This window comes from Buchananella sp. 14KM1171, assembly GCF_041380365.1.
Classification (GTDB): domain Bacteria; phylum Actinomycetota; class Actinomycetes; order Actinomycetales; family Actinomycetaceae; genus Buchananella; species Buchananella felis.
In genome coordinates this window covers 1,533,240-1,548,876 of sequence record NZ_CP159981.1, presented here as the reverse complement: position 1 = coordinate 1,548,876, position 15,637 = coordinate 1,533,240, and the positions used below count along the sequence as shown (strand labels likewise).

The 15,637-nt window shown below is 67.7% G+C and carries 13 protein-coding genes; 3 read left to right on the top strand and 10 right to left on the bottom strand.

The window, feature by feature from the left end; all coding sequences use genetic code 11:
• The first annotated feature begins 132 nt into the window (after nucleotides 1-132).
• A complete protein-coding gene (locus tag ABYF38_RS06000; protein WP_371151487.1) occupies nucleotides 133-1,251 on the top strand; it encodes an ABC transporter ATP-binding protein in 1,119 nt (372 codons plus the stop codon).
• A gap of 912 nt (nucleotides 1,252-2,163) precedes the next feature.
• Here the strand turns inward: ABYF38_RS06000 and ABYF38_RS05995 are convergent.
• A complete protein-coding gene (locus tag ABYF38_RS05995; protein WP_371151486.1) occupies nucleotides 2,164-2,424 on the bottom strand; it encodes a GlsB/YeaQ/YmgE family stress response membrane protein in 261 nt (86 codons plus the stop codon).
• Nucleotides 2,425-2,729: 305 nt separating this feature from the next.
• Between ABYF38_RS05995 and ABYF38_RS05990 the strand changes: the two genes are divergently transcribed.
• Both ABYF38_RS05990 and ABYF38_RS05985 read left to right on the top strand, forming a co-directional pair.
• Nucleotides 2,730-4,073, top strand: coding sequence for a DUF4032 domain-containing protein (locus ABYF38_RS05990; protein WP_371151485.1), 1,344 nt, complete (start codon nucleotides 2,730-2,732; stop codon nucleotides 4,071-4,073).
• The gene (locus tag ABYF38_RS05985) at nucleotides 4,073-4,819 is read left to right on the top strand and encodes a glycerophosphodiester phosphodiesterase family protein (RefSeq protein WP_371151484.1); all 747 of its coding nucleotides are present in this window, start codon (nucleotides 4,073-4,075) and stop codon (nucleotides 4,817-4,819) included. The genes ABYF38_RS05990 and ABYF38_RS05985 overlap by 1 nt, the downstream gene beginning before the upstream one ends.
• Nucleotides 4,820-4,928: 109 nt before the next feature.
• Here the strand turns inward: ABYF38_RS05985 and ABYF38_RS05980 are convergent, their stop codons facing one another.
• The 9 genes from ABYF38_RS05980 to ABYF38_RS05940 all read right to left on the bottom strand — a co-directional run bounded on the left by ABYF38_RS05980 (nucleotide 4,929) and on the right by ABYF38_RS05940 (nucleotide 15,482).
• Nucleotides 4,929-6,155, bottom strand: coding sequence for a hypothetical protein (locus tag ABYF38_RS05980; protein WP_371151483.1), 1,227 nt, complete (start codon nucleotides 6,153-6,155; stop codon nucleotides 4,929-4,931).
• A 50-nt stretch (nucleotides 6,156-6,205) separates the two neighbouring features.
• A complete protein-coding gene (locus tag ABYF38_RS05975) occupies nucleotides 6,206-8,440 on the bottom strand; it encodes a beta-galactosidase (protein ID WP_371151482.1) in 2,235 nt (744 codons plus the stop codon).
• Between the two features lie 115 nt (nucleotides 8,441-8,555).
• The gene (fbaA, locus tag ABYF38_RS05970; RefSeq protein ID WP_371151481.1) at nucleotides 8,556-9,578 is read right to left on the bottom strand and encodes a class II fructose-bisphosphate aldolase; all 1,023 of its coding nucleotides are present in this window, start codon (nucleotides 9,576-9,578) and stop codon (nucleotides 8,556-8,558) included.
• Nucleotides 9,579-9,757: 179 nt separating this feature from the next.
• On the bottom strand, nucleotides 9,758-10,516 hold the full coding sequence (locus ABYF38_RS05965) for a TrmH family RNA methyltransferase (RefSeq protein WP_371151480.1): 759 nt from the start codon (nucleotides 10,514-10,516) through the stop codon (nucleotides 9,758-9,760).
• On the bottom strand, nucleotides 10,517-11,092 hold the full coding sequence (gene pyrE, locus ABYF38_RS05960) for an orotate phosphoribosyltransferase (protein WP_371151479.1): 576 nt from the start codon (nucleotides 11,090-11,092) through the stop codon (nucleotides 10,517-10,519).
• Between the two features lie 75 nt (nucleotides 11,093-11,167).
• The gene (locus ABYF38_RS05955; protein ID WP_371151478.1) at nucleotides 11,168-11,929 is read right to left on the bottom strand and encodes an SDR family NAD(P)-dependent oxidoreductase; all 762 of its coding nucleotides are present in this window, start codon (nucleotides 11,927-11,929) and stop codon (nucleotides 11,168-11,170) included.
• Between the two features lie 164 nt (nucleotides 11,930-12,093).
• Nucleotides 12,094-13,041, bottom strand: coding sequence for a carbohydrate ABC transporter permease (locus ABYF38_RS05950; RefSeq protein WP_371151477.1), 948 nt, complete (start codon nucleotides 13,039-13,041; stop codon nucleotides 12,094-12,096).
• Nucleotides 13,041-14,003, bottom strand: coding sequence for a carbohydrate ABC transporter permease (locus ABYF38_RS05945; RefSeq protein ID WP_371153004.1), 963 nt, complete (start codon nucleotides 14,001-14,003; stop codon nucleotides 13,041-13,043). Before ABYF38_RS05945 ends, ABYF38_RS05950 begins: the two co-directional genes overlap by 1 nt.
• Nucleotides 14,004-14,138: 135 nt before the next feature.
• Nucleotides 14,139-15,482: an ABC transporter substrate-binding protein gene (locus tag ABYF38_RS05940; RefSeq protein WP_371151476.1), complete on the bottom strand. Its 1,344-nt coding sequence runs from the start codon at nucleotides 15,480-15,482 to the stop codon at nucleotides 14,139-14,141.
• Between the last annotated feature and the right edge of the window lie 155 nt (nucleotides 15,483-15,637).

The window sequence follows — 15,637 nt, the reverse complement described above, 5'->3', positions numbered from 1 at the left end:
TCTCTACCTTCCAGGCAGGCTGATGTGGCAGACTGCTTCAAGTGGCAACCGCCACGAGTGTCAACGTGGACACGTTTGACACCTTCACTCGGATCGTCGGGCACGTACCTGCCCGTGAAGGGAAACCGAAAAATGGCAACCGTAACTTATGACAAGGCCACGCGCGTCTACCCCGGCGCCGAGCGCCCCGCCGTTGACGCCCTGGACCTGGAGATCGCCGACGGCGAGTTCCTAGTGCTGGTCGGCCCGTCCGGCTGTGGTAAGTCCACCTCTCTGCGCATGCTCGCGGGCCTGGAGGACGTCAACGCCGGTCGCATCTTCATTGGCGACCGCGACGTCACTGACGTCCAGCCCAAGGACCGTGACATCGCCATGGTGTTCCAGAACTACGCGCTCTACCCGCACATGTCTGTGCACGACAACATGGGCTTCGCCCTGAAGATCGCCGGCACCCCGAAGGAAGAGATCACCCGCCGCGTGAAGGAGGCTGCGGAGATCCTCGACCTGACCCAGTACCTGGACCGCAAGCCGAAGGCCCTCTCCGGTGGCCAGCGTCAGCGCGTCGCCATGGGCCGCGCGATCGTGCGCAAGCCCCAGGTGTTCCTCATGGACGAGCCGCTGTCCAACCTGGACGCCAAGCTGCGCGTGCAGACCCGCACCCAGATCGCCTCCCTGCAGCGCCGCCTGGAGGTCACCACCGTCTACGTGACCCACGACCAGACCGAGGCTCTCACCATGGGTGACCGCATCGCCGTGCTGAAGGACGGCCTGCTGCAGCAGGTCGGCACCCCGCGCGAGATGTACGACACCCCCGCCAACGAGTTCGTGGCAGGCTTCATCGGTTCCCCCGCTATGAACCTGGGCACCTTCACCGTCAACGGCGGCTGGGCCGTGCTGGGCTCCGCCCGCGTGCCGGTCTCCCGCGAGACCGTTGCCGCCATGAACGCTGAGGACAACGGCAAGATCACCATCGGTTTCCGTCCCGAGTCCCTGGAGCTGGTCTCCGCCACCGACGAGGGCTCCATCCCGATCAAGGTCGAGCTGGTCGAGGAGCTGGGCTCCGACGCCTACATCTACGGCTCCCTGGTGGGCGAGCACGACGGCAACTTCGGTTCCGGCCACGAGTCCAACCAGCTGATCGTGCGCGTTCCTCCGCGCACCGCTCCGGCCCCGGGTGGCGTTGTGCACGTCCGCATCCGCCCGGACCACCAGCACAACTTCTCCGCTTCCACGGGCCTGCGCCTGCCCTGATGCTTCGGGAAATTGGGGGTGGGGCCCCGGCCAACTGGCCGGGGCCCCACCCCGTTTTGTGCCCGCGCGCCTCGCTTCTCGTTGCGTCGCGCAGCGCCCCGGCGCGGCGCGCCCGGGTTTTGACGCAGACATCCACCAGGAGCCGCGCCCTGCGCCCCGGCGCCGCGCGCCCGGGTTCGCCGGTTGCGTCTCGACTGCATTTGCGGCCCGGCCCGGGGTCTGGTAGGCGGTGGTTGCGCAAACGGTTGAGGGGTTAGTCGACCTATTGATCCCTTGGTGCACCGATTGAGGTTTTGGTGCACCTATTGAGGGGTTACCCGACCGGGTAGGCCTACGACTGGTTCACTAAGCCCACGAGAGGTGCACGAACCCTACGAGAGGTGCACCAAGCCGGCTCTTCACAGCTGAAGGTGGGGCTGTGGTGGGTGGTGGGTGGTGGCGCGGTGCCCCCGAGCGCACAAGCGTGCGGTCGGGGTACATGCGACCGAGCGGTGCCATGGCACCAAGCGGTCGTATGTACCCCGGTGCAGCATTTGCGAGGCAGGGGTGTGCCGGTCGCGTTCGCGCATGCCGTCCACCACCTGGCCGGTGTTCTGGCGCTGTTCCCGCTCCCACTTAACGCTGCCACCGCTCCACCAGGACGGCGCCCCCAAGACAGCCCCAGTGCCGAGCCACCAGCGATCCCAACGGCACAGGCACCACGGAGGCAACGGAGTCGCTACCACGCGCGACGACCACCCTCACCCCAGTAACACCCTCATCTGTGAAGAGCCACTAAGTCCTCAACCGCTTGCGCACGCGCCCACGCGCCTAGCTGCGCACACGCGCGCCTGGGCGATCCCGCCCACGGCAGAAAGAGAAGTCCCGCCGCAGCTTTCGCTGCGGCGGGACTCAGCTCACCGAGAGGGTGTGTCAGCGCTTCTTACCGGTCAGCGCGCCCCAGACGGCCAGGACCACCAGGGAGCCACCGATCGCGAGGACCCAGGACTTCAGGTCCCAGAAGTTGCCCAGCTTTGCATCGAGCAGGATGCCGCCCAGCCAGCCGCCGACCATGGCGCCGATGACGCCCAGCACCAGCGTGGCAATCCAACCCCCCTCCTGCTTTCCGGGCATCAGGGCCTTGGCAATCGCGCCGGCGATGAGCCCCAGGAGGAGAAATGCAATGAAGCCCATATTGGCTCCCTTTCTGTTGATTCAAACGGCTGCAGGTGCAACCACTGGCATCAACTTTACTAGAGCTTTACTCGCGGTGCAGCGCGAACCGAAGATTCGGAGGTAACATGTAAGGTTCGCCCTCACTCCGGGTGACCTAAGTCCCAGGCGGGTCGGGCGCTTGTCCCGGCCCGTCCCCGCAGCTCGGCCGCCACCGCCAACTCCACCGCGCCGGGCCCATTCCTACTTGTCCTGGCGCCAACCTGGGCCCGCCCCTCTGGAGGCGGAAAGTGACCAACCCCCGCACAGTTTGAGAGACTTAATCCATGCCCGCTTCTATGCAGATCACCGCCGCGCGCGTTGACCCGGCTTTGTTGGACCTCCCCTGGGAACTCCCGCTGCAGGACTGGCCAGAGTCCGTCCTGGCTGCCCTCCCCCGAGGCCTGTCTCGCCACGTGGTCCGCTTCGTCAACCTGGACGGTCGCGTGTTGGCGGTCAAGGAGATCGGCGAAACGGTGGCGCACCGCGAATACGGGCTTCTGCGTGACCTCTCCCGCCTAGAGGTTCCCTCAGTCCAGCCCACCGCGGTGATTACCGGGCGGCGCGACGAAAACGGAGAAGAACTCAACTCCGCCCTCATCACGGAGCACCTTCAGTTCTCCCTGCCTTACCGGGCCCTGTTCAGTCAGTACATGCGGCCCGAAACGGCCACCCGCCTCATCGACGCTCTAGCCGTCCTACTGGTGCGCCTGCACCTACAGGGTTTCTACTGGGGTGACGTCTCGCTCTCCAACACCCTGTTCCGTCGCGATGCAGGTGCATTTGCCGCCTACCTGGTGGACGCGGAGACAGGCGAACTTCACCCAGAGCTCTCTCGCGGCCAACGCGCTTACGACGTGGACCTGGCCCGCACCAACATCATCGGTGAACTGATGGACCTGCAGGCCGGAGCGCTGCTGGAGCCCAACATCGACACCATCGAGGTGGGAAACCGCATCGTGGAACGCTACGAGTCGCTGTGGCGAGAACTGACCGCTGAGGAGACGTTCGACGCCAGGGAGCGTTGGCGCGTCTCTGCCCGGATCAAACGCCTGAACGAGCTCGGCTTCGACGTCGGAGAGATCTCCATGTCCACCGACCTCGGCGGCACCTCCCTCTCCTTCCAACCCAAGGTGGTGGACGCAGGGCACTACCACAGGCAGGTCATGCGACTCACCGGCCTCGACGTACAGGAACGCCAAGGTCAGCGCATGCTCAACGATCTAGAGGAGTTCCGCGCCATCAACGGGCTGGGAGGCACCCCCATCGAGATTGTGGCCCACAAGTGGCTTGCTGAGGTCTTCGAGCCCACCGTGACCAGCGTGCCGTTGGAGCTGCAGCGCAAACTGGAGCCCGCAGAGATCTTCCACGAGGTGCTTGAACACCGCTGGTACTTGAGCGAAGCCGCCGGCTACGACGTGGCGCTTGCCCAGGCCGTTGCCAGTTACGTAAGCGAAGTGCTGCCCAGCAGGCCCGACGAGCAGTCCTACCTTTCGCTGGGAGACACTGAAGAGATGGACGCGATCTTTGACGACGAGGAAATCCATGACGCTGGCGCCTGGATAGCCGATTCCCCCCGCAGTCGCGTAGCCACAGCTAACAGCGAGCTCTGGGACAACTTGCAACCCTAATGCGCATTTTTGCCCACCGTGGGGTCAGTGCCCTTGCCCCGGAGAACACTCTTAGCGCCGCCCGCCTCTGTAAGCGCCTTGGTGTTAGCGCTATCGAGTTCGACGTGGACGTGCTTGCCTGTGGCACTCCGGTGGTGATCCACGACTCGACGCTGGACCGAACCACCAACCTCAGCGGCCCCTATTCGCATCTACGGGCGACCGATCTCTCCCGCGCAGATGCCGGGGCGTGGAAAGCAGCCCGCTACGCCGGGGAACCCCTGCCGTTGCTAGACGTCTGGTGGGAGCTACTGGGCCGGGACCGGCTCTATGCGAACCTGGAGTTAAAGAACCCGGCCTCCGGTGTGCGGGCACACCGCGCCCTGGTTGAGGCGGTGGCCGCCAGCTGGATGCGAGCAGGGCAGCCAGGCACGCTCATCTCCAGCTTCTCCCCCGCCCTATTGCGCTTAGCAGCACACCTCATGCCGCAGGCACCCCGGGCACTCTTGGTTGACCGCGTCCGGTGGCCCACCGCCGCCACTGTGACCAGCTGGCTCCGGCAAGCCAGGCAGCTGGGAGCCACTGCCCTGCACCCGGCGAATGGCAACGTCACCAGGGAGCTGATTCAGCGGGCTCACGACGCGGGACTTGCTGTGAACGTCTGGACCGTGAACTCGGTGCGGCGCGCCGAGCAGCTAGCTGCTTGGCGCGCCGACGGGGTCTTCAGCGACTACCCCCACCGTTTGGTACACCTCGAGGCTCAGTAGCCCCGGGGAGGAAACCGGGTGACTGCCACTCGCGCGATGTTGCTAAGGCCAGCCCCAGTAGGCCCCGGGAATTAGCCTCGGCTCCCAACGGACTCTGGGCGGAGGGAACCTACTCCTGGTCTGACTTGCCGCGCCTGCGCAGCCAGGCCGCCAGCGCCAGCTCCGAGGCGGCGTCCAGCAGGAAGCCCGCACCGACCAGGCCCGCCAGCACCCGCTTGGGGGCACTGAAGCGCTTGCGGCTGGCCACGTACAGTAGCGCACAACCGATCGCGCTCTCCGCCGCCGCCAGCGCACCGATGAGCTTGGGGCGCTCCTGCACCACCTGCTCGTAGCCGCGCCACCAGGGGGACTCGGTGGCCGCGCTGTCCTCCCACATCTGGATGGAGCGGCCGATCGCGTTGGCCACGCCGCGCGGCTCGTGCAGCACCACGTCGTCCAGACGGGTCAGCTCCCCATTGCCCATCACGTAGTCGGCCAGGTCTGCCGGCGCGCCCACGGCGGCCAGGGCGTAGCGCACGGCCTCGTCACCGCCGCTCAGTGTGGACAGCTCCAGGGCCTCGGCGTCCACGCCGGAGACGTGCTGGGCCAGGGCCGGGAAGGAGCCCTGCGGCGCGGCCAGCACGGACTCGGCCATCCCGGTGGCTGCGGGCCCGGTCAGGGCGCCCGCCACCACGCGGCGCTGCACCGACCAGTCGTGGATGATCCAGTCACTGTGGTCCTGCCCGAACACGGCCAGCAGGTGGGCGTCCGCGTTCTCGCCCGGGGCGGCGTCGACCGGCAGCACCTCGCGGCGGATCATCACCGCCTCGGGCCACTGCAGCAGGTCCGGGCCGTCCCAGTCGGGGGTCTCGCACACCAGGAAGGTGCCCGACTCGTTCTCGCGAGCCGCCATGGTCACGCCCTCGCCCTGCGCCACCAGGGGTGCCACGAAGCCCCGCACCGGCACGTAGATGAGGCAGCGCACCGAGCGCGGCCGCTCGTCGTCGCCCACGGGCAGCACCGCCACGTCCACGGGCAGGGTGTCGGCCACCTCCAGCCCGATGCGGGCGTCCACCTCGAAGCGCTCGGTCAGGCGCGCCAGCACCTCGGCGGGGGCCGGGCCCGGCACCAGCACGGGCTCGCGCTCGTCCCCGCCCACGGCCACCAGGTGACCGTCGGCGATCGCCAGGCACACCAGGTAGACGTAGCCGCGCTTGCTGTCGTCCTCTGCCTCCGGCGCGCGGCTGGCCTCCCACTCGACGGCGGCAAGCAGTCCCTCCTGCGCCAGGAACTCGCAGAGTTCCTCCACGCGAGGGGCGGCGAAGATGAGGTTTCCGTATGTCAGTTCGGTCAGCATGGGCGCTCCTTCCGGTGCCTCTATCGAATCACATGGACTCGCGTGCGTGTCTAGTGCCCTTGCGCAACCTTGGGAACAACCACCGCCGCGGACCGGCCCGGGATGAGCACGTGCCCGCCCACCTGCTCGCCGGTGAGCAGCTCCACGCCGTTGAGCCCGCCGATCTGCGCGGTGGTGTCGGCGTGGTTGAGCAGGAACAGCGCCTCGCCGCGCCGCACTGCCTCCACGCCGGCGGGCAGCCCGGCCAGCGGGTTGGGGATCCGCGCGTAGGCGGCCGCCACGGCCACCACCACGGCCCGCGCCGCCCCGTCCAGCTCGGTGCCCACGTACCAGATGGCCCCCTTGCCCACCTCGCGGCGGGTGATGGCCGGCAGTCCGTTCAGCTCGCCGCCCCGGAAGGTGGCCAGCACCTGCGTGTCCTCGTCCACGGCCAGCAGCTCCGCCCAGTTGCGCGCCTGCAGCACGCTGCCGTCCCCGCCCAGCAGCCGGGAGGCGGCGCGCCGCAGCGGCCCCTCGGCCACGTCCAGCGCCATAGCCCGGTTGGCCGCCGGGGCGCTCACCCGCGCCGTGATCGTCTCCGTGGGCAGCACCGGCTCGTCCAGCCAGGCGCACACCTCGCCGGTGGCCGGGTAGTAGTCCAGCACGCGCACGCCGGCCTCCGGCAGCTGCGAGAGGTAGCCGCCCTGCTGCGCCACGCCCGCGCCGTCCAGCATGCCGGTGGTGGCACCCACGATCACCTGCGCGCCGCCTCGCGCCCAGTCCGCGATCCGCTGCGCCGTGGCCGTCGAGAGCATGAACTGGGCCGGCACCACGATCAGAGGCGGCGCCGCCACCTCTGCGGCGCTGTTAGGGGACGACGTTCCGCCCGCCTCCCCCTCACTGCGGCCGGTCTCAGCGGCGGCCGGTGCGCACACCGGGTGCGCGCTGGGGGCGGCGGGGAAGACGTCGTCCACCCCGGCAGGCTTGTCTGCGGGCGGCAGGAAGTCCACCACCATGCCGGCGTTGAAGAGCGTGGAGTACCAGCCGCGCACCGCCTGGAACGTAGCGGGCTCCACCGGGCCGATCGCGCTCTGCCGCGCCCAGTAGGAGTCCCAGTCGAACAGCATGCCGGCGTGCGACCGAACCCGGCTGCCCACCACCGACTCCAGACGCTTGAGGCTCTGGCCCAGGTCCACCACCTCGCGCCAGGTGGGGCTCTGCGTGCCGGAGTGCGGCAGCATCGCCGAGTGGAAGGTCTCCGCGCCCTGGACCGACTGGCGCCACTGGAAGAACAGGATCGCGTCCGCGCCGCGCGCCACCTGCTGCAGGCTCCACAGCTTCAACTGGCCCGGCTGCTTGCGGGAGTTACGCGCCCGCCACTGCACCAGCCCGGCCGTCTGCTCCATCAGCCAGAACGGCCTGCCGCCGCCCAGGGAGCGCATCAAGTCCGCGTTCAGTGCGAAGTCGGCCGCCGCGCGCGGGTCTGCCGGGTCCGGATAGCAGTCGTTAGAGATCACGTCCATGCCGCGCGCCCACTGCCAGTAGTCGCACGTGTCGAACATGCCCAGGAAGTTCGTGGTCACCGGGATGTGCGGGGTGACCTCCCGCAGCACGGCAGCCTCCGCCGCGAAGCAGGAGTAGAGCGCGTGGTCGCTAAAGCGCCGCCAGTCCAGGTTCTGGGCCGGGTTGGCGTACGTGGGCAGCGGCGCCGGCGGCTCCACCTCGGCGAAGTCGTAGTAGGTCTGCGACCAAAACGCCGTCCCCCACGCCTGGTTCAGCGCCTCGATGCTGCCGTAACGCCCCCACAGCCAGGCCCGAAACGCCTCGCGGGACTCCTCGCTGAAGCACTCCTTGATGTGGCAGCCGTACTCGTTGGACACGTGCCACATCACCACCGCCGGGTGGGAGCCGAAGCGGGTGGCCATCTGCCGGGTCAGGGCCGTGGCCTTGGCCCGAAAGAGCGAGCTGGAGGGGCTGTACTGCTGGCGCGAGCCCGCCTTCAGGCGCACCCCGGCCGCCGTCACCGGCAGCGTCTCCGGGTAGAGGCGGGCCATCCACGGCGGCGGGGAGGCCGTGCCCGTGGCCAGGTCCACCTTGATGCCCGCCGCGTGGAGCTGGTCCAGCAGCTCCCCCAGCCAGTCCAGCTGGTAGTCGCCCTCCCGTGGCTCCAGCTTCGCCCAGCTGAAGATGCCCAGGCTGACCAGGTTCACCCCGGCCTGGACCATCAGCTCGATGTCCTGGCGAACTGTGGCTTCGTCCCACTGCTCGGGGTTGTAGTCACCGCCGTAGTAGATGGGCTGGGTCATGGCGCGGTTCCTCTCTGCGGCCTGGAACAAAACTGGGGAGAACGGGCGGGGTGAGGTCCCACAAAGCAGGGCGGGACCCCTCTGCCGAGGGGTCCCGCCCAGCCTAGCGGTGGGTTCAGCCGAGCTTCTTGCCGACGGAGCCCAGGCGCTCGCAGGCCTCAACCACGCGGGCGGCCATGCCGGTCTCGGCGGCCTTGCCCCAAGCGCGCGGGTCGTAGGTCTTCTTGTTGCCGACCTCGCCGTCGATCTTGAGAACGCCGTCGTAGTTCTTCAGCATCCAGTCAACGACCGGACGGGTGAAGGCGTACTGGGTGTCCGTGTCAACGTTCATCTTGATGACACCGTTGGCCACGGCGGTGGCGATCTCCTCCTCGGTGGAGCCGGAGCCGCCGTGCATGACCAGGTCGAACGGACGGTCCTTGCCGACCTTGGCACCGACCTCGGCCTGGATCTCGCCCAGGAGCTCCGGGCGCAGCTTGACGGCACCCGGCTTGTAAACGCCGTGCACGTTGCCGAAGGTCAGGGCGGTCAGGTAGCGACCGTTCTCGCCCAGGCCCAGGGCCTCGACGGTGGCCAGGGCGTCCTCAGCGGTGGTGTACAGCTTCTCGTTGATGGCGGCCTCGTGGCCGTCCTCCTCGCCGCCCACGACGCCGATCTCGACCTCGAGGATGGTGTTGGCCTTGCGGGCCAGCTCCAGCATCTCCTTGGCGATCTCGAGGTTCTCCTCCAGCGGCACGGAGGAGCCGTCCCACATGTGGGACTGGAACGGGGCCAGCTTGCCCTCGGCGACCATCTGGGCCTCGATCGCCAGCAGCGGCTTGATCCAGGAGTCCAGGTTCTGCTTGGCGCAGTGGTCGGTGTGCAGGGCAACGGTGATGCCGTAAGAGTCGGCAATCTCGCGAGCGTAGGCGGCCATGGCCAGGGAGCCACGGACGCGGTCCTTGATGGTGGAGCCGGACCAGTACTCGGCGCCACCAACGGAGACCTGCAGGATGCCGTCGGACTCCGCCTCAGCGAAACCACGGATAGCGGCGGTCAGCGTCTGGGAAGAGGTGACGTTGATAGCCGGGAAGGCGAAGCGCTCGTTCTTCGCCTTGTCGAGCATTGCGTTGTAGACCTCAGGGGTTGCGATGGGCACGTGGGCCTCCTGTGTAAGTGGCTGAGCTAACGGGTTAATTCTGCCACTTCCCCACCACCGTCGGCATGGGACTTAGATACGCCATTCGCAAACAGTGCGCTTCGGGCCGGAAAACCGGGGCTCGTCTTGCCGAAAAACGGGGCGAAACCGCCCCGATTCACTTGCCTGCCTCCGGGGGGCTAGCCTATCCGGGCGTGCTGCCTGATCCAGGCGTGCATCGCCACCGCCGCGGCCGCCCCCACGTTGATGGAACGGGTGGAGCCGAACTGGCTGATGTGCAAAACGCGCTCGCACTGGGCCAGCAGCTGTGCGGAGATCCCGCGCGACTCCTGCCCGAACACCAACACGCAGCGCTCCGGCAGCTGCGCCAACTCCAGCGGCTCGCTGCCCTCGCAAATGTCCATCGCGATCAGCGGCAACCCCTGCGAAGCCGCCCACCGCGCGAACTCCAGCGCGTCCGGGTGGTGGTCCACGTGCTGGTAGCGGTCGGTGACCATCGCGCCGCGCCTGTTCCAGCGACGCCTGCCCACCACGTGCACCCGCCCGGCCAGGAAAGCGTTGGCGGTGCGCACGATCGAGCCGATGTTCGCGTCGTGCTCCAGGTTCTCGATTGCCACGTGGAAGCCGTGGCGGCGCGTGTCCAGGTCCGCCACGATCGCCTCGCGACTCCAGTAGCGGTAGTGGTCCAGCACGTTGCGCCGATCCCCGTTCGCCAACAGCTCCGGGTCGTAGTGCTCGCCCTGCGGCCAACACTCCGGCCCGCCGGGCCACGGCCCCACCCCCACCTCGGGGGCCAGCAGCGGCTCGGCGTAGACCTCATCCGACCGGGCGGACCAGTCGGCGCTCACACCGGCGCTGTCCACCGAAGGCGGCGCGGCAACGTCGGCCACCCCGGCGCCAGCGGAATCCGGCTGCGGGGCGGCAGGCAGGTCAGGCATCTAGGCCAGGTCCAGGTCCGCCAGCGAGAGCGCGGCGTAGTAGGGCACACCGGCCTGCGCGGTGATGCGCTCGGCGGCACCAGTAGCGCGGTCCACCACCACGGCCACCGCCACGACCTCGGCGCCCGCCTCACGCAGCGCCGCCACCGCCTCCAGCGGGGAGCCACCCGTGGTGGAGGTGTCCTCCAGCACCACCACGCGCTTACCGGCCACCTCCGGGCCCTCGATGCGGCGCTTCATGCCGTGGTCCTTGGCCGCCTTGCGCACCACGAACGCGTCCAACGCCAAGCCGCGCGAGGCCGCTGCGTGCAGCATCGCGGCCGCCACCGGGTCCGCCCCCATGGTCAGGCCGCCCACGGCGTCGTAGTCATCCGTGGTCAGGCCGGCCTCCTCCAGCAGGTCGATCATGACGTGACCGATCAGGACAGCCGCCTCGTGGTGGAGGGTGGCGCGGCGCATGTCCACGTAGTAGTCGGACTCGCGGCCGGAAGCCAGGATCACCTTGCCGTGAACCACGGCCAGTTCCTTGACTAGTTCTGCAAGACGGGTGCGCTGGGTGTCATTCGGGGTGCTCACGGGCAAAAGCCTAGCGGCCTAACGCCTGGGGCGGGAACATCCCACCCGAGCCGCCGGCGTGAAACACCGCTTGTTTCACGCCTCCGGGCGGGGGCGGCGTGCCCGGCGCACCACCGCGCGCGGCAGCAGCCGCATCGCCACCTCCACCGCCTGGTAGCGGATGGACGGCGTCACCAGCACCCGGCCACGCCCTACCGCCTGCAGCGACTCGCGCACCACCCGGGCGGCCGGCAGCCAGGCGAACTCGGGCACGCCACCCAACCCCATGTCAGCCACCTCGTGGAACTCCGTGTGCACCAGTCCCGGCATCACCGCTGTGGCCGTCACCCCGGTGCCGGCCAACTCCTGCGCCAGCGCCTCGGTGAACGTGCGCACCCACGCCTTGTGCGCCGCGTAGGTGCCCATCGCGGAGGAGGCCGTCATGGAAGAGACGTTCAGGATCGCCCCGCGCCCACGCTCCACCATCCCGGCCGCCGCCGCGTGCGACAGCTCCAACACCGCCCGCACCATCACGTCCAGGCCAGCCTGCTCCCGGCGCAGGTTGCCGCCCACAAACGCCTGCCCCAGCCCGAAGCCCGCGTTGTTCACCAGCAGCCCCACCGGGTGCTCGGCGGCGCGCAGCCTGGCCGCCACCGCCGCGCGACCCTTGACCATCGCCAGGTCCGCCGCCAGCACCTCCACCCCCACGCCGTGCCGGGAGCGCAGCTCCCGCGCCAGTTCTTCCAGGCGGTCCTGGCGCCGCGCCACCAGCACCAGCGCGTGCCCGCGCGCCGCCAGTTGGCGCGCGTACTCCGCGCCCAGTCCCGCGGAGGCCCCCGTGATCAGTGCAGTACCCATGCCCCCAGGGTAGCCAGCCCGGCCGGCGCCCGTGCCCGCGCCCGCGCTTGTGCCCGTACGCATACCACGCCGGCGCTTGTGCCCGCCGGCGCGGGCAAAGCAAAAGCGGGCCGGGGCGCAAGGAAACCCCTTGCGCCCCGGCCCACCCCGGTTTGCGGACCCGATCAGCCCTTCACGGCACCGGCGGAGAGGCCGGACTGCCAGAAGCGCTGCAGACCCAGGAACATGATGATCAGCGGGACCACGCCCATGAGGGAGCCGAGCAGGGTCGCGCCACTGTCAGCGTTGTGCTTGGCGGCGGAGTACATGCCGTACAGACCCACCGTGACTGGCTTGAGCTCGGCCTGGTCCAGCATCATCAGCGGCAGCAGGAAGTTGTTCCAGGAGGTCACGAAGATGAACAGGAAGATCGTCACCATGGCCGGGGCCAGCAGACGCATGACGATGGTGAAGAAGATGCGGATCTCACCGGCGCCGTCGATGCGAGCGGCCTCGAGCAGCTCGTCCGGCACCGTGTCCGCGTAGATGCGACCCAGGAACACACCGAAGGGGCTCACCGCGCCGGGCAGGATCACGGCCAGTGGCGTGTTCAGCATGCCCAGCTTGAAGAAGACCACGTAGAGCGGAACGGTCAGCAGCGCCACCGGCATCAGCAGGCCGGCCAGGATGGCCACCTGCGCGCCGCCACGGCCCGGGAAGGCGAACTTGGAGATCGCGTAACCGGCGGAGACGGAGATGAGCACGCCGATCAGGCCGGCCGCACCGGAGTAGAACACGGAGTTCAGGATCCAGCGCCAAAACATGCCGCGTTCCTCGCCGTAGGCCATGAGGAAGTCGAAGTTCTTCACCAGCTCGGTGGTGTCACCGGTGAACCAGAAAGGGTTGGTGATGGTGATCTCGAAGTCGCTCTTCGTGGCGGCCACGATGAGCCACCAGATGGGGAAGAGGAAGTAGAAGGCCACGATCGCCAGGGTCAGGCGGGTGGCGAACTTCGCCACGACGCTGGGCTCCAGGGAGCGCGGGGTGTTGGACTTCGAGGTGCGGAACTGGCGCCCGTCGGGCAGCACGCCGTTCTTCTTGTAGTTTGCCTTGGTCATTGCAACAGCAGTCATTAGTCCTTGTCCCCAATCCTGGACTGAACGAAGGCGTAAACCGCAGCCAGCAGGCCGGCGATGATCGCCATGACGATGGAGATCGCGGAACCTGGGCCAAGGCCGTTAGGCGTGTAGGCGGTGTTGGTCGCGGCGTTGTAGGCCATCATCATCGGCGTGTAGTCCAGGTTGCCTAGGCCCTGGTTGGTGGCGGTAATGACCTGCGGCTCGTTGAAGAGCTGGATCGTACCGATGATGGAGAGCAACACGGCCAGCAGGGCGGCGGACTTCACCATCGGGATCTTGATCTTGCGCACGATCATCCAGCCGGTGGCGCCGTCGATGCGGGCGGCCTCGTACAGGTCGTGCGGGATGGACTGCAGCGCAGCCAGGAAGATCAGCATGTTGTAGCCCATGAAGGTCCAGGTGGTCATGTTGGCCATGGAGGCTAGAACGATGCTCTTGTCGAAGAAGTTGACCTCAAGCCCAAACTTGGCCAGCAGCTTGACGATCGGGGAGACTTCCGGGTGGTACAGGAAGGTCCACACCATCGCGGCGATAACGCCCGGGATGGCGAAGGGCAGGAAGTAGACCAGTCGGTAGAAGGACACGTACTTCGCGGCCAGGGAGTCCAGCAGTAGTGCCAGCGCCAGCGCGCCCAGGATCATCATGGGGATTTGGAAAGCGCCGAACAGCATCACGCGCTTGATACCGGCCCAGAAGCGCTCGTCGGTGACCACGTGCTTGTAGTTGTCGAGGCCAACGAAGACGGAGACCTTCTCACCGCCACCGAACAGGCCGCCGCCGGCCGCCTTCTCCTGGAAGAAGGAGGCGTGCACGGAAATGACGATCGGCACAAGGAACGAAAGGGTGAACAGCAGCGCGAACGGGGAGAGGAAGCCCCAGCCGTAGCGGGCGGCTCGCCTGCGGCGTGCCCTGACGCTCGCCTCGTTTGATACCGGAGCTTCGCCGCGCTCCCTCAACTCGTCTATTCGTGTCGTGGCCACGAGATCTAATCCTTCTGGTCGATAAGCCCGAATATGGGTTTTAACCCGAAGTAGGGGGCTGACTGACCGAGGCCAGCCAGCCCCCTACCGAGTTTGGGTTGCTGGGTTAGATCACTCAGCGACCTTGAGGCCGGCGTCCTTCAGAGCCTGGACACCAACGGCCTGGGACTCGGTGATCATGTCAGCGAACTTCGCCTCACCGGTCTTGATCTTGCCGGCAACCTCGCCCAGCTTCGCGCCCACGGCCGGGAAGGACGGGGAGAACGGGAAGTCAGCGTTCTGGGTGGCAGCAATCTCAGAAAGGGTCTTGTAGACGTCCTGGTCACCGAAGATCGGCTTGAGGTCGGCCGGGGTGGTCAGCTCACCCTTGGCGGCCGGCAGCAAGCCCTGGACCTGCATGGCCGGGATGTTGGTGTTCAGGAAGTCGGCGAAGGCAACGGCCTTCTCCACGTTGGAGCAGCCCTTGATGACGGCGACGGCGGAACCACCGTCCATACCGGTGGCGGGCTTGGCGGCGTCGAACACCGGGATCGGGGCAACGGCCCAGTCGGTCTGGCCCTCGAATGCCCAGGTGGCGGCCTCCCAGGAGGCGCCGACGTAACCAGCGATGGTGCCGTCGGTCAGCTTGCCGGCCCACTCCTCGCCCCAACGGTCGAAGGTGGCGACCAGCTTCTGGTCCACCAGCTCCTGCCACAGGGCGGCGGTCTTCTGGGTGGCCTCGTCGTTGATGGTGACCTTCCAGGCGTCGCCCTCGGTGGAGAACCACTTGGCGCCGGCGGAGGCGGCAACACCGGAGAAGAGCATCATCTGCTCGTCAGGCTGGAACACGCCGATGTACTTGCCCTTGTCGGCAGCGGTCTTGGCGGCAACCTTGAACTCGTCCCAGGTCTTGGGCACCTCGATGCCCAGCTCCTTGAAGGCGGCCTTGTTGTAGAAGTAGACCAGCACACCGATGTCCTGCGGGATACCGACGGTCATGTCGCCGACCTTGGCGGAGCTCCAGCCAGCGGCGCCGTAGTTGCCCTCGAACTGGGCGGCGGCGGCGGAGACGTCCTCCAGGGAGCCCTGCACGTACAGGTCGCCGAGGCGCTCGTAACCGGCCTGGGCCAGGCAGGGGGCGTTGCCGGCCTTAACGGCCTGGCCGATCTTGGTGTAGGAGTCAGCGGCGGAACCCTCGAACTTGGTGGCCTTGACCTGGGCGTCGGGGTTGGCAGCGTTCCACTCGGCAACGACGGCGTCAACGCCAGCGGCGTCGGGCAGACGGTGCCAGTACTCGATTGCGTCGCCAGCGGGCGCCTCAGCCGCAGACTCGGTGGCCTCGGCAGCCGGGGCCTCAGAAGCCTTAGCTTCCTTGTCCTTGGTGTCGCCGGAGCAGCCAGCGAGAACCAGGGAAGAAGCGGCCAGCAGGCACGCAGCGACGGCGGCCTTGCGGGCGCCAGCCTTACGGATGCTCATATTTTGCCTCTCCGTTGAGATGAAGCGAAGCAATCACCAACTGATCACTTCTGCAAGTTTGTGCGGCTTTTTGCCGTACCGAGCGCAAGTTTATGCATCGGGAGGGTGGCCCGCAACACCTTTCGATCACATTTGCGTTTCATCCGGGTCAACGC

What these genes read in the sequence shown, in the direction of transcription:
- ABYF38_RS05980 (WP_371151483.1), bottom strand. Translation starts at nt 6,155, where the DNA reads ATGCTGACCGAACTGACATACGGAAACCTCATCTTCGCCGCCCCTCGC.
- ABYF38_RS05995 (WP_371151486.1), bottom strand. Translation starts at nt 2,424, where the DNA reads ATGGGCTTCATTGCATTTCTCCTCCTGGGGCTCATCGCCGGCGCGATT.
- ABYF38_RS05965 (WP_371151480.1), bottom strand. Translation starts at nt 10,516, where the DNA reads ATGCCTGACCTGCCTGCCGCCCCGCAGCCGGATTCCGCTGGCGCCGGG.
- ABYF38_RS05950 (WP_371151477.1), bottom strand. Translation starts at nt 13,041, where the DNA reads ATGACTGCTGTTGCAATGACCAAGGCAAACTACAAGAAGAACGGCGTG.
- ABYF38_RS05990 (WP_371151485.1), top strand. Translation starts at nt 2,730, where the DNA reads ATGCCCGCTTCTATGCAGATCACCGCCGCGCGCGTTGACCCGGCTTTG.
- ABYF38_RS05940 (WP_371151476.1), bottom strand. Translation starts at nt 15,482, where the DNA reads ATGAGCATCCGTAAGGCTGGCGCCCGCAAGGCCGCCGTCGCTGCGTGC.
- ABYF38_RS06000 (WP_371151487.1), top strand. Translation starts at nt 133, where the DNA reads ATGGCAACCGTAACTTATGACAAGGCCACGCGCGTCTACCCCGGCGCC.
- ABYF38_RS05975 (WP_371151482.1), bottom strand. Translation starts at nt 8,440, where the DNA reads ATGACCCAGCCCATCTACTACGGCGGTGACTACAACCCCGAGCAGTGG.
- ABYF38_RS05985 (WP_371151484.1), top strand. Translation starts at nt 4,073, where the DNA reads ATGCGCATTTTTGCCCACCGTGGGGTCAGTGCCCTTGCCCCGGAGAAC.
- ABYF38_RS05955 (WP_371151478.1), bottom strand. Translation starts at nt 11,929, where the DNA reads ATGGGTACTGCACTGATCACGGGGGCCTCCGCGGGACTGGGCGCGGAG.